At 46.6% G+C, this 20,716-nt stretch carries 18 protein-coding genes; 13 read left to right on the forward strand and 5 right to left on the reverse strand.

The features are described from left to right. The first annotated feature begins 10 nt into the window (after positions 1-10). Complete coding sequence (locus AB4Y93_RS04155) at positions 11-1,009, forward strand: type I glyceraldehyde-3-phosphate dehydrogenase (RefSeq protein ID WP_441889280.1); 999 nt, start codon at positions 11-13, stop codon at positions 1,007-1,009. 61 nt (positions 1,010-1,070) lie between these two features. On the opposite strand, the gene AB4Y93_RS04160 is transcribed toward AB4Y93_RS04155, so the two are convergent. After that, positions 1,071-1,982 carry an SDR family oxidoreductase gene (locus AB4Y93_RS04160; RefSeq protein WP_441890491.1) on the reverse strand — a complete coding sequence of 304 codons (912 nt, stop codon included), beginning with the start codon at positions 1,980-1,982 and terminating at the stop codon, positions 1,071-1,073. A gap of 127 nt (positions 1,983-2,109) precedes the next feature. On the opposite strand from AB4Y93_RS04160, the gene AB4Y93_RS04165 reads away from it, so the two are divergent. Further along, the gene (locus AB4Y93_RS04165; RefSeq protein ID WP_441889282.1) at positions 2,110-3,066 is read left to right on the forward strand and encodes a helix-turn-helix transcriptional regulator; all 957 of its coding nucleotides are present in this window, start codon (positions 2,110-2,112) and stop codon (positions 3,064-3,066) included. Positions 3,067-3,126: 60 nt separating this feature from the next. Here the strand turns inward: AB4Y93_RS04165 and AB4Y93_RS04170 are convergent, their stop codons facing one another. Then, positions 3,127-3,261, reverse strand: coding sequence for an RICIN domain-containing protein (locus AB4Y93_RS04170; RefSeq protein ID WP_441889284.1), 135 nt, complete (start codon positions 3,259-3,261; stop codon positions 3,127-3,129). Between the two features lie 171 nt (positions 3,262-3,432). On the opposite strand from AB4Y93_RS04170, the gene AB4Y93_RS04175 reads away from it, so the two are divergent. From AB4Y93_RS04175 to AB4Y93_RS04200, 6 genes are all read left to right on the forward strand, one after another. After that, positions 3,433-4,314, forward strand: coding sequence for a deoxyribonuclease IV (locus AB4Y93_RS04175; RefSeq protein ID WP_441890493.1), 882 nt, complete (start codon positions 3,433-3,435; stop codon positions 4,312-4,314). Positions 4,315-4,486: 172 nt separating this feature from the next. Then, positions 4,487-5,296, forward strand: coding sequence for an ABC transporter ATP-binding protein (locus AB4Y93_RS04180; RefSeq protein ID WP_441889286.1), 810 nt, complete (start codon positions 4,487-4,489; stop codon positions 5,294-5,296). Positions 5,297-5,321: 25 nt separating this feature from the next. Continuing rightward, the gene (locus AB4Y93_RS04185) at positions 5,322-6,146 is read left to right on the forward strand and encodes an ABC transporter permease (protein WP_441889288.1); all 825 of its coding nucleotides are present in this window, start codon (positions 5,322-5,324) and stop codon (positions 6,144-6,146) included. Between the two features lie 91 nt (positions 6,147-6,237). Further along, positions 6,238-7,257, forward strand: a complete 1,020-nt coding sequence (locus tag AB4Y93_RS04190; protein WP_441889290.1) for an ABC transporter substrate-binding protein — start codon at positions 6,238-6,240, stop codon at positions 7,255-7,257. A 33-nt stretch (positions 7,258-7,290) separates the two neighbouring features. Continuing rightward, complete coding sequence (locus AB4Y93_RS04195; RefSeq protein ID WP_441889292.1) at positions 7,291-8,628, forward strand: LLM class flavin-dependent oxidoreductase; 1,338 nt, start codon at positions 7,291-7,293, stop codon at positions 8,626-8,628. Between the two features lie 66 nt (positions 8,629-8,694). Continuing rightward, a complete protein-coding gene (locus tag AB4Y93_RS04200) occupies positions 8,695-8,871 on the forward strand; it encodes a YjfB family protein (protein ID WP_441889294.1) in 177 nt (58 codons plus the stop codon). An 89-nt stretch (positions 8,872-8,960) separates the two neighbouring features. Here the strand turns inward: AB4Y93_RS04200 and katG are convergent, their stop codons facing one another. The 3 genes from katG to AB4Y93_RS04215 form a co-directional block, all read right to left on the reverse strand. Next, on the reverse strand, positions 8,961-11,150 hold the full coding sequence (gene katG, locus AB4Y93_RS04205) for a catalase/peroxidase HPI (RefSeq protein ID WP_441889296.1): 2,190 nt from the start codon (positions 11,148-11,150) through the stop codon (positions 8,961-8,963). 231 nt (positions 11,151-11,381) lie between these two features. Next, positions 11,382-12,173 carry an SDR family NAD(P)-dependent oxidoreductase gene (locus AB4Y93_RS04210; RefSeq protein ID WP_441889299.1) on the reverse strand — a complete coding sequence of 264 codons (792 nt, stop codon included), beginning with the start codon at positions 12,171-12,173 and terminating at the stop codon, positions 11,382-11,384. Between the two features lie 85 nt (positions 12,174-12,258). Then, on the reverse strand, positions 12,259-13,284 hold the full coding sequence (locus AB4Y93_RS04215) for a helix-turn-helix domain-containing protein (RefSeq protein ID WP_441889301.1): 1,026 nt from the start codon (positions 13,282-13,284) through the stop codon (positions 12,259-12,261). Between the two features lie 265 nt (positions 13,285-13,549). Between AB4Y93_RS04215 and AB4Y93_RS04220 the strand changes: the two genes are divergently transcribed. The 5 genes from AB4Y93_RS04220 to AB4Y93_RS04240 all read left to right on the forward strand — a co-directional run bounded on the left by AB4Y93_RS04220 (position 13,550) and on the right by AB4Y93_RS04240 (position 20,702). Further along, the gene (locus AB4Y93_RS04220; RefSeq protein WP_441889303.1) at positions 13,550-15,817 is read left to right on the forward strand and encodes a helix-turn-helix domain-containing protein; all 2,268 of its coding nucleotides are present in this window, start codon (positions 13,550-13,552) and stop codon (positions 15,815-15,817) included. Positions 15,818-16,180: 363 nt separating this feature from the next. Further along, on the forward strand, positions 16,181-17,797 hold the full coding sequence (locus AB4Y93_RS04225) for an extracellular solute-binding protein (protein ID WP_441889305.1): 1,617 nt from the start codon (positions 16,181-16,183) through the stop codon (positions 17,795-17,797). Positions 17,798-17,890: 93 nt separating this feature from the next. Beyond that, positions 17,891-18,793, forward strand: a complete 903-nt coding sequence (locus AB4Y93_RS04230; protein WP_441889307.1) for an ABC transporter permease — start codon at positions 17,891-17,893, stop codon at positions 18,791-18,793. Positions 18,794-18,830: 37 nt separating this feature from the next. Continuing rightward, positions 18,831-19,706, forward strand: coding sequence for a carbohydrate ABC transporter permease (locus AB4Y93_RS04235; protein WP_441889309.1), 876 nt, complete (start codon positions 18,831-18,833; stop codon positions 19,704-19,706). A gap of 45 nt (positions 19,707-19,751) precedes the next feature. Then, entirely contained in the window at positions 19,752-20,702 is a 951-nt protein-coding gene (locus AB4Y93_RS04240) for a sugar phosphate isomerase/epimerase family protein (protein WP_441889311.1), read from the forward strand. Positions 20,703-20,716: the final 14 nt, after the last annotated feature.

Genomic DNA, 20,716 nt, shown 5'->3' on the forward strand with positions numbered 1-20,716 from the left:
GGAGAAATGAATGAATAATATCGCTATATTTGGTTTTGGTCGTATCGGAAGACAGCTGCTTCGCGTAGCTTTGCAGGATCAGCTGTTCGTGCCGGTGTCGATCTCGGATATTAAAGACGAAGCGACGCTTGCAGCGCTATTCGAGGTAGACACGAATTACAAGCGTTGGCCGGAGTCCGTAACAGGTACAGAAGGGACGATTAAGATTGGCGATCGTTCCATTCTCTATCTTAACTCATCGCAGGAAATTCCGAATTGGAGTGAGCTTGGCGTTGAACTTGTCATCGACTGTACTGGCCGGGCAGTGACGAGACAAGTTGCACAGCTTCACCTAGAGCGTGGAGCAAAGCGAGTGCTCGTGAGCGGACCAAGCAAATCGCTCGAAGATTGTGATGCTGTTCTGTTGAAAGGAATAAACCTGGACAGCTTTGACCCGGAAAAGCATAAAATCATCAGTATGGCGAGCTGCACTACCAATGCACTTGCTCCTGTCGTTAAGCTGGTGCGTGAAAACTATGGCATCCAGTATGGGTTATTCTCGACCGTTCATTCCTATACGAATACGCAATCGCTGACGGATCAACCGATGAGGGACCGCCGGGATTCATGGGCAGCTGCGGAAAATATCATTCCTTCTTCTTCAGGTGCGGCGAAGGCGCTTAAGTTCATTTGGCCCGATCTGCAGATTACGGGCAAAGCCTACCGAATCCCGACACGTACCGGCAGTATTGCTGAGCTCAATCTGGTGACTGAGAAGCCGTGTACAGCAGAAGAGATTAATGATATGTTCCGGCAAGCTGCACAGAAAGAGCCACTCAAAGGGGTTCTTGATGTGCTGGAAGGACAATGGGCTTCCTCACGTATTGTAGGCGACTCCCATTCTTCGATCATTGACCTGCCGCTCACACATGTACAGGGCGGGCTGTTATCTGTGGCCGCTTGGTATGATAATGAGTGGGGTTATGCCTCCCGCCTAGCTGAAGTAGCTGCCTTTTTAAGCCGGAGTTAATTTTATAAAAACCAAAACCGCTTTCTCCTGGGAGAAGGCGGTTTTTCTAAGCTGAAACCTTTTATCTATAACCGCTAATGTCTGCCGGCATACCCGCATCCATAACCTCAACGAGGTAAGGCCAGCAATTAGGCCGGGAACCATCCAGATCGGTGAAGCCATACACCTGAGCAAGTTGACCGCTTGAAAGGGATTGTCCATTCCAACGGTTCATATCGGGATCCCCTGCAAGTGCAGCAATCGCACGCCCTACGTAACGGGGAGATTCTGAAATAAGAAAATGAGGTTCTATTGAAGCAGCATCCTGCCAGTTATCTTCCTTCACCTTGAAATGCTCCAGCATAATCTCGGAACGAAGCCAGCCAGGGGTCATTGCGACTGCCGTGCAATCAAAGGACTTAACCTCTTGAGCAAGTGCCCAAGCCATACGAATGACCGAGGTTTTCGCTTGATCATAGAACATGGATACTCTGTAATTTTGTTGATTGTATTCGGCAGTTCCATCCGTCATCTCCACAATAAGTCCATTCTTGTTCTTGATGATAAGGGGAAGAGCATAGTGACTCGTAATGAGATGGGTATCGATGGCGAGTCTCAGCATACGCAGACCTTTATCCAGTGAATGCTCCCACACCGGTACATGCCATTCCGCGAGATTCTCACCCCCCCATATATCATTGACCAGAATATCAAGCCGGCCCTGTTCTTGTTCGATTCGCTTCACCAGGGCCGCCACCTGTTCCGGCACCAAATGGTCCACCTGTAAGGCAATTCCTTGTCCGCCTGCCTTCGTAACAAGCTCTGCTGTTTCTTCAATTGTTTCGGCCCGGTTGTATTCAGAACGTTCCGACCGTGTTGTACGTCCAGTGACATATACCGTTGCTCCGGCTGCTCCTAATTCGATCGCAATACCGCGCCCGGCTCCTCGTGTTGCCCCAGCCACTAAAGCGATTTTCCCAAGCAAAGACTTCATCATTTATCCTCCTCAAAAGTTTACTTCGTAAGTATTAGCTTTAGTTAAATCTAAGAATATTGTAGACTATAATGACGACATCTTTTGTCATATATAAAATATCTTCTTTGAGTGAAGGTGAACATAAATGAGGGCAGACCGACTGCTTAGTATCATGATTTTGCTTCAGAATCATGAGATGATGACAACAAAAGAGCTTGCCAGAAAACTCGAGGTATCGGAGCGAACGATTTTACGGGATATGGATGCGCTAAGTATTTCCGGTGTACCTGTTGCAGCTGACCGTGGGAAAACAGGGGGATGGAGGCTGATGGATCACTTCAAGAGTTATTTGAGTGGTCTAAAGCTGGAGGACACAAAGGCGTTATTCCTGCTTCCTTCGGAACAAATGATGAAGGATTTGGGTGTTAACACAGGGTTGGATATCCGGCAGAAATTACTGGCTTCCTTACCTGATTCCAGCAAGAGCGAAGCACGGCATTACATGGACAAAGTTTATATGGATACGGGAACATGGAAGCCCTCCGAAGATAAGAATAAAGCCTTGCTCACCATTCAAAAAGCATTGTGGGAGGATACCAAGCTTACCATCGATTATCAGAAAACCGATGGTACCCACTCACAAAGAGTTATCTGCCCTTTGGGTCTGGTGGCGAAGGGCAGCTCCTGGTACTTGATCGCCATGAATGACGAAGGAGACTATCGAAATTTCAAGGTGTCCAGAATCATGAAGGCGGAAGTGACAGCAGAGGAATTTACCAGACCAGCACGGTTTGATTTGGCTGAGTATTGGAAGCAAAGCAAGCTGAATTTTGCAGAATCGCTCCCTACCTTGGAAGTGAAGGTTCTTGCACATTCCTCTATCATTGGCCGCTTAACTTTGACAGACAGATTTGTCGAGAAGATCGACGAGCATTTACCTGTCGAAGACGAAATGGTATCTCTTACTCTCAGCTTTAATACAGAGCAGGAAGCAGTGGAGTATGTGCTTGGTTATGGAGGGGCGATGAAGCTGGTCCAACCCGAATATTTGATTGAAAAAGTTGTACAGCAAGCGAAGGCAGTCATTGCCATGTATGAATAGAGAGTTATTCCACAAAAAACGCAGCCTTTGTTGGCTGCGTTTCTTTGCATAATTTGAATCTTACTTCCGTATGAACTGCCACGTTTGTGCGGCGTTGTTATAATCCTGCCAGATTTGCACGTTTGTTCCGTCAGCCGTGCTGCCGCCTGCAACATCAAGGGCTTTACCGCTAAGCGGATTGATCAGTTTGTACACCGCACTGGAGACGACAGCGGGGTTTAATCCGCGCTAGACAAGCAGTTCCCGCAAATCGTGAAGGAGTTAGAAGAAGCGAAGAACGTGTAGCTTTTATAAAAAACGAATAAAAAAGGTTCTCTGACCAAAATATAATGGGAGCTATATTTGCAGGACAAGGGAGTGCTTGAGCTGTCTTTACTCATAGGATCTCATGTTTCGATGACAGGGAAGAAGATGCTTCTTCAAGCCAGTGAAGAGGCGGCATCATATGGTGCTTCAACTTTCCTGATCTACTCAGGTGCTCCGCACAATACACGGCGTAAGCCTATAGAGGCGCTTAATATAGAAGCGGGACAGGCTCATATGAAAGAGCATGGTATATCAAATATTGTCGTTCATGCTCCCTTTATTATTAATTTGGGAAACACAAGATCTTTACAGGTTTTTGAGCATGGAATTACGTTTCTCCAATCCGAGATCGTAAGAACGGAAGCACTCGGATCCACACAAATCGTTCTACACCCTGGTTCTCATGTGGGGGCAGGTGTGGAAGCAGGCATCGCCCGGATAGCAGATGGATTAAACGAAGTGTTAACGGATAAAAGGGATGTTCAGGTATCTCTGGAGACGATGGCTGGTAAGGGAAGTGAATGCGGAACTTCCTTTCAGGAGCTTGCCGCGATTATAGACCGGGTTACTCATAATGAGCGTTTATCAATCTGTCTGGATACCTGCCATATTCATGATGCAGGCTATAATGTGAAGGATGATTTCGATGGAGTGCTTGATGAATTCGATCGAATGATTGGCCTCGACCGGTTGAAGGCCATTCATGTGAATGACTCAAAAAACATCCAAGGTTCCCGCAAAGACCGGCATGAGAATATCGGTTATGGGTATATTGGACTTGATGCTCTTCGATATGTGGTTCACCATCCGCAGCTAACGGCCATTCCAAAGCATCTTGAAACCCCATCAATTGGACCAAAAAAATATGTTAATCCGCCCTATAAGCATGAGATCGCTCTATTACGAGGAGAGACGGATAAATTGATTCAAAAATTGGACTAAATGGACTATGTTGACATTTGGGAATTCCATGCTATATTAATCACATGAATTTACTTGGTATTAAACATCATACCGCTGACCGGGGTAACTGGAAGCGCAGAAGGCCAACATTTGTTGAGGCCATCTGCGCTTTTTTGTTTTCTGATGGGCCAATAGAGAAAGGGTGAGAGAAATGCCTGCGAGTGAAAAAATCAGGTTTGAGAGTGTAGCGAAAAGCTTCATCGTGCGCGATCCGAAACAAAAAGGGGCGACACAGCAATTTACAGCAGTAAAAGATTTAAGCTTTACCGTTAAGGAAGGTGAGTTCATCACATTAGTTGGTCCAAGCGGCTGCGGCAAATCGACCCTGCTTGACTTGATCAGTGGTTTAGCCCGTCCAACGAGTGGACGTATTTACATGGACGGTAGAGAAATTACCGGTCCAGGTCTTGATCGAGGGATTGTTTTTCAGCAATATGCTTTATTCCCTTGGAAGACGGCACGTGGCAATATTGAGTTTGGATTAGAAGCAAAGGGAGTCCCTAAGCATGAGCGTAAGGAATTAGCTGAGCATTTTCTTGCATTAGTTGGGCTGAGTGCGTTTGCCAACCGATATCCACATGAGTTGTCTGGCGGAATGAAGCAGCGTGTAGCTATTGCTCGCAGTCTTGCTTTTAACCCGGATGTACTATTAATGGATGAACCTTTTGCTGCGCTGGATGCACAGACTCGTGAAACCTTGCAAAGTGAACTATTACGAATTTGGCAGAAAACGAAGAAAACGATTATTTTCATCACCCATGGAATCGATGAGGCAGTGTACTTGGGTGAACGCGTCGTGGTACTGACTCCGGGGCCAGGTACAGTGAAGAAGATTGTAGACATTCCGTTGAAGCACCGGCTGGATGATGCGGATATCCGCTCACATCCGGAATTTGTGAAGGCGCGACATGAAGTATGGAGCTTGCTTCACGAACTGGAGTATCAAGGCGCTTATATCTAATTGATTAAGGAGAGGAGATCGTTGAATGGAGAACATTAAAGCAGTTCCTGCTACTTTGCAAAGTAGAAGTATTCGAATTGGCTGGTCCTTTAACTTTCGAAAGCTGCTCAAACAGTCCATTGTACTTGTCTTATTAGCCTTGCTATGGGAGATTGCGCCAAGCACCGGCATCGTTGATCCAGCTTTCTTTCCCCCGTTTTCTGATGTTATTCGGGCGTTGTGGGATTTGATTTTATCCGGGGAATTATTTCATCACTTTGCAGCGAGTATGATTCGTTCCTTAAGTGGCTTTTCCTTAGCTCTTCTTATTGCGATCCCACTAGGTCTCGCTATTGGCTGGTATCCTCTCGCAAGAGAACTGCTGAACCCAGTGCTTGAATTGTTCCGCAATACTGCGGCCTTAGCCTTGCTGCCTGTGTTCATGTTAGTACTGGGAATCGGAGAGACGTCCAAGATTGCTATTGTCCTCTTCGCCTGCACATGGCCAATCCTACTGAATACCATCGCAGCTGTAGGGAATGTTGATCCTTTGTTGATCAAATCGGCCAGGTCTATGAACATTTCATCGTTTAAGCTGTTTCTCAAGGTTATTCTGCCAGCATCGGTACCGACTATCTTTACCGGAATTCGGATGGCGGGAACTGGAGCGATTCTTGTCTTGATTGCCGCTGAGATGGTAGGCGCGAAGGAAGGTCTAGGTTACCTGATTACTTATTCTCAATATAACTTCCAGATCCCTGAAATGTTTGCTGGCATCCTTACGATCGCCTTACTTGGATTATTAATCAATCAAGGGTTAAGTTTTATAGAGCGTAAATTTTCCAGATGGAAGCAGCAGGTGAACGGATAATCGAGCCATTGTCTATTCCTGTTAATCCGGACAAAAAGCAGAAGCAGCAGACTCATCAATAATAGGAAGATTTATATAAGGGGGTTGTCTTATGAAGAGACGTTATAAATACGTACATGTACTGTTGGTTACTTTGGGGCTTATTAGTGTGATACTTGCAGGCTGCTCTTCCAACAAGGCAAAGTCGGGTGAAGAAGACAAGGTACTCCAGTACAATGGTGCACCTGGAAGTGTATCGTTCCCGGAATTGGCGAAGGATTTGGGATATCTCGGGGACTTAAAGCTGGAATCGATCGGAAGCAGCACCGGCGGTCCAGAAAGTATTCAATTAACAGCGACTAAACAAATTGATTTTGGATCGGCGTTTAACGGAGCAATTATTAAATCCATTTCGCAAAACGTCAAAATCAAATCGGTTATTGGCTCATATGGCAGCGATAAGAACACGTATATCGGCGCCTATGTGCTTGAAGGAAGCACGATCAAATCACCCAAGGATTTTATCGGCAAAAAAGTAGGCGTAAACACGCTTGGCGCACATCTGGAATTTGTGACGAAGGACTATTTGCGCAAAGGCGGCTTAACGGAGAAGGAAATCGAACAAGTGACACTGGTAACGATCCCATCTGCCAATGCGGAACAAATTCTTCGCAGTAAGCAGATCGATGTTGTTTTATTAAGCGGCATTGCAAGAGACCGAGCTCTCGATAAGGGCGGTATCGTCGAACTCTTTAAGGACATTGATGTCTTCAACTCCGAGTTTACGGCTGGTGATTACTTCTTCAGGGAGGAGTACATCAAGAACAATCCTGACACTGTCAAGCAATTTGTTGATGGTGTGGCCAAGGCCATTGAGTGGGCTCGTACGACCCCGCGTGAAGAAGTCATCAAGCGATTTGAGACCATTATTAAGAATCGAGACGCCAACGAACCAACTGATAATCTGAAATATTGGAAAAGTACAGGGATCGCTCAAGCTGGTGGTGTCATTACTCCTGATGAATATCAGGTTTGGATTGACTGGCTGGTCGCTAATGGCGATCTGAAGAAAGGGCAAGTGAAAGCAGAGGACTTCTACACAAACGAATTTAATTCTTATGCCAAAAAATAATCCAATATAAAAAGAAGATATGGAGTGGTGAAGATGACGTTGAGACAAATGAAACTTGGAGCTTTTGTTATGCTGCCTGGCCATCATGTGGCAAGCTGGAGGCATACTGCCTCAGGTGCAGACCGTACCTTTGATCTAGCTTATTTAGCGGAGATCGCCAAGACGGCGGAACGTGCCAAGTTTGATACGATTTTTTTTGCAGACGGATTTGGTTCAAATCTTAATCAGCATTCGAGTTCTGCACTCAAGCTGGATCCGGTTGTTATCATCTCTGCACTTGCGGCTGTGACGGAAAAAATCGGGTTAGTCGCTACTTTGACGACGACCTATAACGAACCCTTCCATGTCGCACGTAAATTTGGTTCCATTAATCATCTCTCGAACGGCCGTGCAGCCTGGAATGTGGTGACTTCCGCGAATGATAAAGAGTCCGTTTTATTTGGCAAAGAGAAGCATCTGGAGCATGCCAGCCGTTATGAACGTGCAGAAGAATTCGTTGAATTGGTACAAAAGCTATGGCAGTCTATTGAACCGGATGCGCTTGTTATCGACAAGGAGAATGGACGTTTTCTCGATGTAGATAAGGTGCATCCTGTCACTCATGAAGGAAAATGGTTCAAAGTAACGGGCACACTGGATTCGCCATCAAATCCTCATGGCAATCCGGTTATCGTGCAGGCAGGATCCTCGGAAGCGGGGAAAGAGCTTGCTGCGAAGACGGCGGAGGTCATATTTACGGCTTGGCAGACATTGGAGGATGCTCAAGCCTTCTATCGGGATGTAAAAGGGCGTTTAGCTAAATATGGTCGTGATAAGGAGGAGTTAAAAATCATGCCAGGCGTCTTTATTACGGTTGCGAAGACGGAAGAGGAGGCGCTGGCGAAGCAGAAGGAGCTGAACAGCTACATACTGCCGGAGGTCGGCTTGGCTTATCTATCTGCTTTTACCAATACCGACTTGTCCGGATACGATGTGGATGGGCCGCTGCCTGAATTCGGGACAATTGAGGATAAGACGAATCCGCGCATACGCTATAATATTATCCGCGAAATTGCAGAACGTGAGAATTTAACAACGATTCGCGCCGTATATGAACGGATTGCCGGCGCGCGTGGACACCGTGAAATCGTCGGAACACCATCGCAGATTGCTGACCAACTGGAAGAGTGGTTCCTGAACGATGGCGCCGATGGCTTCAATATAATGTCGCCTTACTTCCCGGGTGGATTCGAGGATATTATCGAGCTCGTCGTTCCCGAGCTGCAGCGGCGAGGCTTATTCCGCACGGAATACGAGAGCAGCACGCTTCGGGGGAATTTAGGTCTTCCTGTTCCTGTTAAGGGTCTCGAGGAGGCTGGAGCTAAAGTTTAACGAATGACCATCCATGATCCGATACAACAGAGGAAGGCTATTATTTTCTGATGTGGGAGGAAGATCATGGACATTCCGGCTTTATCTGTTGCCATGTCGCAGAGCAAGCTTAAGACTGATGTTGGTATCAGCGTGCTTAAGATGGCACAGGATCACTCAGCACAGCAGTCACAGCAGCTGGTGCAAATGATGGCACAAAGCGTGCAGCCCCACCTGGGCGGCAGTATCGATTTAAAAGGATAACTAATGAAGAAGAAAGGCAGCCTATGCGTCGATGAGACGTAAGAGGCTGCCTTTTTATGTGGCACTAGCTTTTTATTTAGAAAATAGGATTAGTTCAGCACCAGATCATAACGATCTGCATTCATTACTTTCACCCATGCAGCGACAAAGTCGCGCACAAACTTCTCTTGGTTATCGTCTTGTGCATACACTTCGGCAACTGCACGCAGAACGGAGTTGGAGCCAAATACGAGGTCAACTCGTGTTGCTGTGCAGTCGACTTGGCCTGTTGTACGGTTACGTCCGTAGTATATGCCGCCTTCTCTTGGCTCCCATGCAATATTCATATCCAGCAGGTTGACAAAGAAGTCGTTCGTCAGTGTGCCTATACGATCCGTGAATACGCCATGTTTGGTGCCGCCATGGTTAGCACCCAGAACACGCAAGCCACCAACAAGGGCAGTCATTTCCGGAGCAGTTAGGCCAAGCAGTTGAGCCTTGTCTACCAGAAGCTCTTCAGCGCTTACACTATACTGCTTCTTCTGATAGTTGCGGAAGCCGTCAGCAGCAGGCTCGAGCACTGCAAAGCTTTCCAAATCGGTCTGCTCTTGCGTAGCATCGCCGCGGCCAGCAGTGAAAGGTACGGTAACATTAAAGCCTGCTTCTTGTGCAGCTTTCTCAACTGCTGCGCTGCCGCCAAGAACGATCAGGTCGGCAAGGCTTACTTTCTTATCCAGTTCCTCTTGAATGCCCTCAAGAATTGTAAGCACTTTGGTAAGCTGCTGCGGCTGATTCACTTCCCAATCTCTCTGCGGAGCAAGAGCGATACGGGCACCATTAGCGCCGCCGCGTTTATCCGAGCCACGGAAGGTGCTGGCCGAAGCCCAAGCTGTTGTAACCAACTCGCTGATTGTAAGACCCGAATCAAGGATTTTCTCCTTTAATTCAGCTGCCTCTTCATCTGTTAACGTATAATCGACAGCTGGAATTACATCTTGCCAGATCAGCTCTTCTGCCGGAACTTCAGGACCCAAATATCTTGCACGAGGACCCATGTCTCGATGTGTCAGCTTGAACCATGCACGAGCGAACGCATCCGCGAACTCTTCCGGATTCTCATGATAACGGCGGGAGATTTTCTCGTATGCTGGATCTACTCGCAAGGCCATATCGGCCGTGGTCATCATCGTTTTAACACGAACGGATGCATCTTCTGCATCTGGTGCAAGATGCTCTGGAGCTTGATCGATCGCAGCCCAGATATGTGCACCTGCTGGGCTCTTCGTCAGCTCCCACTCATAGCCGAACAACAGATCGAAGAAGCCGTTATCCCATTGCGTTGGATTAGCTGTCCACGCACCTTCAACACCACTCGTGATGGCGTCGCGTCCTTTGCCAGAGCCATGTGTGCTCAGCCAGCCGAGGCCTTGTGCTTCGATAGGAGCAGCTTCAGGATCTGGACCAACCAGAGCAGCATCACCTGCGCCATGCGCCTTGCCGAAAGTGTGGCCACCGGCAACGAGTGCAACGGTTTCTTCATCGTTCATGCCCATACGGGCGAACGTTTCGCGAATATCACGTGCGCTTCCAGCCGGATCTGGATTACCGTTAGGGCCTTCCGGGTTTACATAGATAAGACCCATTTGTACGGCAGCAAGCGGATTCTCCAGCTCCCGATCGCCGGTGTAACGCTTATCTCCGAGCCATTCCTTCTCATTACCCCAATAGATGTCTTCTTCAGGATGCCAGACGTCAACACGTCCGCCACCGAAGCCAAATGTTTTGCCGCCCATCGATTCAATAGCGACATTACCGGTTAGAATCATCAAGTCAGCCCAAGAGATTTTATTGCCATACTTTTGCTTAATCGGCCAAAGAAGCCGGCGTGCTTTATCCAGGTTACCATTGTCTGGCCAACTGTTGAGCGGGGCAAAACGCTGCGTGCCGCTTCCGGCACCGCCGCGGCCGTCACCTGTGCGATATGTACCTGCAGAGTGCCAAGCCATGCGGATAAAGAATGGACCGTAATGACCAAAGTCAGCAGGCCACCATTCCTGGCTATCTGTCATTAATGCAACGAGATCTTGTTTTAAAGCTTGGTAGTCCAGCTTTTGGAATTGTTCAGCATAATTAAAATCTTCGCCCATAGGATTCGATTTTCTGTCATGCTGATGGAGTATATTCAGGTTCAACTGGTTAGGCCACCAGTCTCTATTTGAAGTACCACTAGATTTGTGGCTAGTAGCGCTGCCATGCATGACCGGACATTTCCCTGCGTTAGTAGAAACTGTAGAATCCATTCAATCATCTCCTATAGGGTTTATTGAAGTAGCAAATAAATTTGCTCTTATCCTCTTTATAAATCTATATACAACTGAAAGCAATGCTAGAAATAATTTTTCATCTAATCTTCACGGAGGCTCTGATCATTTAAAAGAGTTAGAGGTTAATGCCACACCAATCGTTGGTCATTTTCAGAAAACACAAATAAACATGTCATATAAATAAATATGACATGTTTATTTGTGAAACTAAAAAATGGTCGGCACCATGCCGCCGTCCATCCGAATCGGAGAGCCCTTAAAGGCAGAGGCATAAGGACTGCATACAAACGCAGCCAGCCGGCCAATTTCAAATGGCTTGATAAACCGTTGAATCTCGGATTGAGGTAAATTAGCGGCAATAAAGTGTTTCTCTTTCTCCGAAAAGACCATATCATCGGGATATAAACGCTCAATAATCTGGTATACCTTTTCTGAGAGAGTTGGTCCAGGCATGATTGTATTAGAAGTGACTTCCGTTCCTGCTGTTAGCTTAGATAAACTCTTTGCTAAGGATAACAGCATGGATTTGGTCATGGCGTATTGAGGCATCTGTCCGGAAGGCATAATAGCYTCTTCACTTGCAATAAAGAGGAGCCTGCCATAATTGTTCTCCAACATTTTCGGTAAATAAAATTTACATAATCCGTTTGCCGCAAGGACATTCGTTCGGAAGTATTTCTCCCACACCTCATCATCTATAATTTCATATGGCATGATTTCATAAATGCCTACATTATTAATCAGAATATCTACTTTTGGAAATTTCGCGAATAAAGCCTCCCTTTGCTGTAAATCTATAAGGTCGGCTGCAGCATGCTGAGGAGAGGTATCCGGAAACTCCGCTTTTATTTCTGCTACGGTTTGTTCTACTTCTTCCCTATTTCGTCCATTAATCAACACATTAACGCCTTCTCTGGCAAGTTCTATGGCAATTGCTTTACCAATTCCTTTAGTCGATCCGGTTATTAAAGCCGTTTTGTTCTTTAATCCCATATCCATGATGTCTATCTCCTTTGCATTTGTTAGAGATAAGGATACTTGGGATAGACCGTCTGGTAACTAGCATGCAGCGCCAATGTTCTTGTTAATCCCGCCAAATGATTGGAATTAAGATTTCCGCTAGATATTTGGAACGCCAATTCGAAGGCGTATCGCCTTCCCATAGACGGAAAGCTCGGTAGAACGAGTTTTGATCCTCATATCCAATCAAGAAGGCTACCTCTTTGATTTCAAGCGAAGAGTCTGCCAAATATTTTCGAGCCTGTTCATGCCGAGCCTGTGTCAAAAGCTGCTTGTAGCTTGTTCCTTCTTCCGTTAGACGACGCTGCAAGGTGCGATCGCTCATACGTAATTCGCTCGCTACAGCCTGAACATCAAATCGCCCGCCGGACAGGCTGCGTTTCATAATCCACTTGACCTTATCAGCTAATGAACGACTGCGCTGATCATCCAATGATTGGTCCAGTACAGGGGTGAGGATCTCCAGCAATTCCTTGTTATACGAGATAAAGGAGCAGTCCAGATCTTTTTGGTACAGTGTAATACGGTTAGAGGATGCATTAATCCGAACAGGACATCCGAAGTAAGCTTCAAGCGCTTTTACGTCTCCCATCGATTGTGAAAACTCTACGGAACGTGCTGTTAAAGGCTGTCCCGTGCCCCGTCGCCCCAACTCCAGCAGAAAGGCCAGCGTTGTTCCAATAAGCACTGGCGGTACTGACTGTTCACTGCAGACCCACTCCAGATCAATCGTACAATAGTGTCCCTCATCCGTTATTCGCAGACTTTCCGGAGGGCACATTTGTTTGTACCTTGCCATCCGATTCAGTGCGTCGCGATAGTTACGGGCATGGTAGGTCGCTAATACAGTAGGCGGATATTGTGAAGTTTCGAAGGCAGCAGCAAGCTTAATCATTCCGATTGCTGTATCACCAATAAGATCGGAGTATGCTTGCCAGATTCTGAAATATTGATCTACAGTGACCTCGTGTGCTTCCGTAATCATGGTAAGAGGTAACTGTGCTTGGCGAGCTATATCTTGAGGCGCTATTTCTAATTGGTTTAAGCCCGCCCAGAAGCCCGGCGGAATTGTTATATGGTCAACCTTCATCCTTCAGATCTCCTTTAGCTGCATACCTGCTTAATTCTTTCACTTTAAGTATACATAACAAAGTTCATATCATCATGCGCTTCCGTTGGATACATAAGACAACCTCGATAAATTCAACAATGATCTTAAAACTTTTGCCGCCTAAAGTGTTTCGAATCATGAGGAGGCATGCTACAATATAGGCACAAGTAAACCGCTTAACTCATTTATGCTAATCATTGTGATAACGCTTTCATATAGAGTCAGGTTTGGCAGGAGGTTGAACATGCTAAAGCTTAACAATTGGTATTTAAGGCTGCTCGTTTCTTATTTTCCGATATTGGTGTTGACCGTATCGATGATCATTTTCTTATCGTTCATTGCCGTTAATGAAATATCCCGTTCAGAGACGGCGAAGGCAGATAAAATTACGACCGGATATGTCGTAAACAGTGTGGAACGGTCTATCCGTGAAGTAGAGTTTAATGTACTGAAGGAAGCCGAGGCGAACAAGAGCTATGCGGCATATTTGAATGGTACATCTGAGTCTACAACGATTAAATATAATGTCGTTCATAGTCTGCGGTCGATGATTGAGGATAATGACCTGGTCGAATCCATTTATTTGTACAGGCAGTCGGACAATTCCGTGCTTACTTCTAGTGGCCAGACCGATTTATCGGAGTTTGGTGACCGTGAATTTATTCAAGAGGCTAATCATAACCGTGACTACCAGGGATGGTCGGCAAGCCGGGAGTTCCGGGAATATGACGGGCTGAAGCCGGTACGGGTTATTTCTATGTACAAGCAGACGCCGCTTCCATTTGGTAAAGACGGCATACTGGTCGTCAACATCAATTTGTATAATGTGGAGCAACTGATTGGAAGTATGACGAATCATCAGGTTTCGTTCATGAGGATCATCGATGCTGCCAAGCAGCCGATTTATCCGGGAGATGGCACTGCTCCTAGTGGAAAAGTGCTGACAACGCTCACCTCAGGGTCGCTGGGCTGGACGTTTGAAAGTGGTCTTCAAGCTGGTCATTTGCGGAGCTGGGTATCGGTTGTATCGTATGTATGGGTTATTATCGCGGTTCTGACCTTCGTTGTCGCCATTGTTTATATTATTTGGGTTACGCGGCGAAATTATAAACCAATCAGGCTGATGATGAACCGAATTCAAGCGCTGCAACTCAGGGGGAGCGACGGATCAGTGGTCAAGATGGACGATCTGACGATGATCGATCGAGCACTTGAGAATTTAATTGTTCAGTCCCTTGATCATGAGAAGGAACAGCAAGAAAGTATTGTGCTTGGGCGCAGGCAGCTATTTAATGAGCTCATTAGCGGGCAGCGCGGCGATAAAATGATGGAACGGCTGCGGAGGCTGAATCTGCTGCCAAATGTGGGACAATATGCGGTTATGGTCGTCAGACTGAACCGGTACGATGATTTTCAGGCGGACAATACGCTTCATGAGCAGAATGTATTAAAATTCGCGCTGGGTAATGTGATGCAGGAGCTAGCGAATAGTGAAGGCTTGCAGGGATGGGGAGAATGGTCCGCATCGGATCGGATCACTTTTGTGTTTGCTACTGACGACACCGGGCCCCAAGTTCAGGACCAGCTTCGTAAAACGGCGTTGGTTGCACGGGAATGGGTAGGGGAGCATTTGCGCTTCAACCTTTCGATTGGTATCGGCTCCATTGTGAATGACTGGGGTGGAATCGGACGTTCCTACCGTGACGCGTTAAACGGAATGGAGTATCAATTCGCCATCGGGCATCATGCGATTACCTATAGTGGAGATATTCCGCAGGATCAGCCGCGCGGAATGTTCAATTACATGCAGCAGTGTACGAATTGTGTACAGGAATTCCGCTTAACGAATGAAAGCTGGCGGGATACGTTTGAGCAGCTATTTAAGCATTTTGAAACAGATGTAATGAAGGATGAAGATATTTTATCGTTTATCCAGCTCTTCCTGCAGATGCTCAGCCGGGAGCTGAAGGAGCTGTCGGACTCTTTGAATGAATGTCTGGATGGTACCCGAATTTCTGAATTGCTTGTAAACCTGAGAGGAACATCAGCACTTCCAGAGATGAAAGAGCTGTTGTCTGATTACCTCGTTCAAGTCTACGATACGTATGTAGCGATGAGCCAGGCTAAAGGCTATAAAACGATGATTACCGAGATAAGAGCTTATATTCAAGAGAACTTCGCCGATCCGGATCTGTCTCTTAAGCATTTGAGTGACCGGTTCGAAATATCCGGCAAATATGCCAGCCATCTGTTCAAGCTGGAGTACGATATGAAGTTTGTCGATTTTCTTGTGCAGCTTCGGATGCAGCAAGCTGAGCGTCTACTCGTTGAGACAGAAGAGACGGTACAAAATATTGCCCTTCAGGTTGGTTATGCTAACTCAATAACATTCGGACGGGTGTTCAAACGGTTGACCGGTGTAACACCAGGTGAATTCCGCAAGCTAAAGATGCGCCCTTCCACTTTGACATTGGGCGCACAGGGCAATCGTGATGAAGCTACTACAGAATGATGACAATAATGATCTATGTATGATGACAGCGGTGGCCCGGATAAGGTATTTCATTCGGACCGCCGCTTTCGTTCTTTTTCACAGTTAATCGTATGGTTTATCGCGGGAAAAGGCTTTATTACGTGCTTTTTGCTATACGGTTTATATCGGGAAAATGATTTATTCTAAGCTTCAAAAGCCTTATAGGGCAACGGATTGGAGGAACGGTTTGCTCAGCCGAAACTGGTTTATTGTCACGATATTGCAGGTCGTGTCATACTGAGGCCACTTCCCAAACACGGACCAACAGTAAAGCTTGTAAGCGTGTTCAATAACAACACCGGGTGCAGGAAGCAAACCTTAATAAAGAGGGGTTGGGTTCAAATGGAACAAACGAAAAGAGGAAGAAAAACAGCCAGCACTCTATTAACAGCTACACTCGTAAGCACGATGCTGATCAGCGCATGCAGCAGCAACAATGGCAATGAGAAAGCAAACGAATCAACTGGAGGCGACAAGGCTTCCGGCAAAGCATCTTCACTTAAAGTTGAAGTGTTCGACCGGGGTAATTCTCCTGCAGGCTCTACGATTACAAAGAACTATTTAACGACATTCGTACAGGACAAATTCGGTACGCCAAACAACATCAATGTACAATTCGTACCGGTCCCTCGTTCAGAAGAGGTTCAAAAGCTGAATGTTCTGATGGCCAGCGGCAGCGATGTTCCGGATATTGTATTTACGTATGATACGGGAACCTTCTATCGTTACGCACAACAAGGCGGTCTGACGGATCTTGGCGAGCTGCTTGATCAATACGGTCCTAACCTGAAAAAGTTTTTGGGCGATGAAACACTTGCATACGGCCAATTTGAAGGCAAGCAGTTTGCTCTTCCGGCTAAACGCTCCCACTTAGGTAAATACTCCTCGTTCATCCGTCAGGACTGGCTTGATAAACTGAGTTTGCCTGTGCCAACAACAACAGATGAATTGTACACAACGTTGAAAGCATTTAAGGAAAAAGACCCGGGTCAAACCGGCGGCAAAGTGATTCCACTTGGTATGGCGCTTGCTCCAGCCCAATATGATCCGCTTATCTGGTCTTTCATTCAGCCGCTGACAGAAGAGCAACGTTATACACTAACGCAGCAGCTTGGTTCGAATGACTATCCGACATTGCTGCCAGGCTTCAAGGAAGCTTTGCAGTTCATGAACAAGCTGTATAACGACGGGCTGATGAGTGCTGATTTCAGTCTTGATGAAGACAAGAAGAAGCTGAATGAAGATGCAGCTAAAGGTCTGGTCGGATTCTTTAGTGAAGATGATATGAATCCGTTCTATGCGGACGGCTTGTACTCTACGCTCCAAAAGAATATTCCAGGCGCTAAAATCTCTGCGGTTGATGTCTATTCCAATGCGGAAGGCAAGCATCCAAAACCGGAATATGCGCCAATCGGCCTGTTCCTGATGGTTCCTAAGAGCAGCGGTCATGCTGTTGAGGCGATTAAGTACCTCGATTGGATGGCTTCGGAAGGCAACCTGTTTGACATGCAGAACGGTGTTGAAGGCGAGAACTATACGCTGGAGAACGGTGTTCCGATCATGAAGACAGATGCAACAGATGAGATTAAAAACCGCATCTATAACTTTGGCGATATGGCTATTATTTCGAACGGCAAGCAGCTTGGCGATGCAGACAAAAACGTCGAGGCTTATGTCGTTGGCATGCCTGAGGCTAACCAAGAGGAAACACGTAAAGCATTGTCCATTTCAAGAACCGACACAATCAAGCCAGTCTTGTTCGACCGCCCGATTGAAGCACAAGCCAAATACGGTACAGCTCTTCAAGATAAGTACAAAGAAATCATCGTTAAAACAGCGATGGCTAAGCCAGACCAATTCGAAAGCACGTATGAAGCAGCGATAAAAGATTATATGGCAAACGGCGGTCAAGCCATTTTGGATGAACGTACAAAAGCTTATGAGGCGATGAAGAAATAAGGGTAATTCCAAATTAAGCAGCTTGGAGACGATGAGCTTACCTTTTGGTTCTCGTCTCTTGGCATCACCGTAAGCGGACAGGGGTGGATGGTATTGAAAGGAACCGCGTATTTACGCAGATATTGGCAGCTGTATGCCCTACTTATTTTTCCGGTCAGTTACTTTATTATTTTCAAATACGGTCCGATGTACGGCATCCTAATTGCATTTAAAGATTTCAACTTCTTTCAAGGGATTAACGGCAGTGAATGGATCGGGTTCGACGGATTTAAAGAAGTGTTCGCGATGCCGGACTTTTTCAAAGTATTACGTAATACATTGATGCTTAACTTTTTGGATTTAATTGTATCGTTCCCGGCTCCACTGTTTCTGGCCATTATGCTCTATGAGCTGAAGATAGTATGGTTCAAAAAGCTGTCGCAAACGATTTTGTACATTCCGCATTTTATTTCCTGGGTTATTATCGGCGGGATCGTGTATCAGGTATTTGGCACACAGTCCGGCATGATTAACAATATTCTAACGTCCTTTGGCCTCGATGCGATTCCGTTTCTGACGGATAAGAAGGACTGGTTGATCACTTATCTGGTTGTTGGGGTCTGGCAAAGTGCCGGATGGGGAACGATCATTTATTTGGCGGCTCTTACAGGCATTAATAGAGAACTGTTTGAAGCAGCAGATGTGGATGGCGCAGGCCGGCTCAGAAAAATTTTCAGTATTACACTTCCATCGCTGAAGCCAACAATCGTAACTCTCCTTATTATCAACCTGGGCCACATGATTGCGATTGGCTTTGAACGTCCCTACATTATCGGCAACACAGCCGTTCGGGATTATGCGGATGTGCTTAGCACCTTTGTATACCGTATTGGCATAGAATCCGGGCAATATACGATTGCTACAGTTGTCGGCTTATTCCAGGCTGTTGTTGGACTTGTCTTCGTGCTTGGAGCGAACTATACCTCCAAGAAATTGGCGGACCAAAGTATTATTTAGAATGATGCGATCGAAAACGAGAAAGGAGCGGTAAGACATGAGAGATCAACAAGCCAGCCGGTCATTTGATGTCATCAATACGATCTTGATACTTCTATTCGTGCTGCTATGTCTGGCTCCGTTTATTCATATAATAGCGATTTCCTTAAGCTCGGCACGTGCCATTATGTCCGGCGAGGTTAGTATTCTGCCGGTGGAAATCAACTGGGGTGCTTACAAGCAGGTATTCACTGACAGCTCGATGATCCGTTCGCTTGGTTTCACCGTCATGCTGACGGTATTGTTCACTGTATTTTGTATGCTGATGTCCATTGCGGCAGCTTATCCACTTTCAAAAACCAAATTAAAGGGCCGTAAGGTCGTGATGTTTATTATTGTGATCACGATGTTCTTCAGCGGAGGGATTATTCCGGAATATATGCTGGTGCGCAATTTGCACTTGCTGGATTCGATTTGGGCACTTGTGCTGCCTGGACTAATCAGTCCATTCTATCTGATTATCTTAATTACGTTCTTTCAAGGTATTCCCGACTCGCTCGAGGAATCAGCTGAGATCGACGGAAGCTCTTATTTCCGTACTCTGGTCAGCATTATCATACCGCTGTCGATGCCAGTTATCGCTACGCTTAGTCTGTTCTATGCGGTAGGCCGCTGGAACGGCTTTACCGATACGCTGATGTATATTACGAGTCCGGAGATGTATCCGCTTCAACTGAAGCTGTATCAGCTGGTTAACAACAACATGGTCAGCGAACTGATGCAGGCGGAAGGTGCAAGCGGAGGACAAATGCTGCAGCCTGAGAGCTTGAAAGCAGCGAGCGTTATCTTTGCAACAGTACCAATTCTAATCGTCTACCCTTGGCTGCAGCGGTATTTCGTCAGCGGCGTTATGCTTGGAGCGGTTAAAGGGTAGCAAAGACGCGGCAGTTCGCCGCTATAAATCTGGAGGGCTTAAGTAATGGGGAAGAACAAAGGGCAATATTCGTTCTCAACCTGCTGGAATATTAAGCGGCATCAAACAGGCAGAGGAATGATTGAAGAGATCCGGGAGCTTGGCTTCCGCTTCGTCGAACTGAATTATAATGTGTCAAATGAGCTTCTGGCGACGATAGAGCCAATGATAGAACACGGAGAAATTGGCGTATCGAGCGTTCATAATACATTCCCGCATGTTGCGGATCCCGATTACGGAACCGATTCTGTCTTGCTGGGCTTCGATGATGAGGAGAAGCGCCAGCGCTCCATCGAGCTGCTAATTCGATCTGCGGAGTATGCGAACCGGTACGGGGCGAAAGCAGTTGTTGTTCATCCGGGTGAGGTGCCATTCGACTATAACATCGATAATGCACTGAAGAAGATATATAACGAGCAAGGTCTTGAATCTGCTGCTTATACAAAGCTATGGAGTGAAATGATCGAGCGCAGGGAATCTGCTGCACGCCATTACTTGCGCCGGATCGGAGACAGTCTTGAGGAAGTCTGTGAACGCATTGATGCTAAGGGCTGGGATGTATCGATTGGCATTGAAACCCGTTCGCGCTGCTACCAGATGCCGACATTGCGCGAAGCGAAGTCGATATTTGACCGGCTGCAGGGCGCAAGGGTTGGGCTATGGTACGATTTTGGCCATGGCATGATGATGGAACGAATGGGACTGTACGATAATGCGCGGGATATGGAAGCGATCAAAGATAATGTGGTTGGTGTTCATATTCATGAGACAGTTGGCCTTTCGGATCACTGGTGCCCTTATGTGCATAGTGGTGATATGGAATACTTCGACCGTTTTCTTCCGATTATTGCAGCGGCTCCTGTTAAGGTATATGAGCTCAAGGCAGTATGTACGCCGGAGGAAATTGAGCAGAGCCATGAGCTGCTGCTTGCTAAGCTAGCGGCCTTGCCGGCTTAAAGAACCTTTGGAGG

It is taken from the genome of Paenibacillus sp. YAF4_2, from assembly GCF_052113225.1.
In the GTDB taxonomy this organism is placed as follows: domain Bacteria; phylum Bacillota; class Bacilli; order Paenibacillales; family Paenibacillaceae; genus Pristimantibacillus.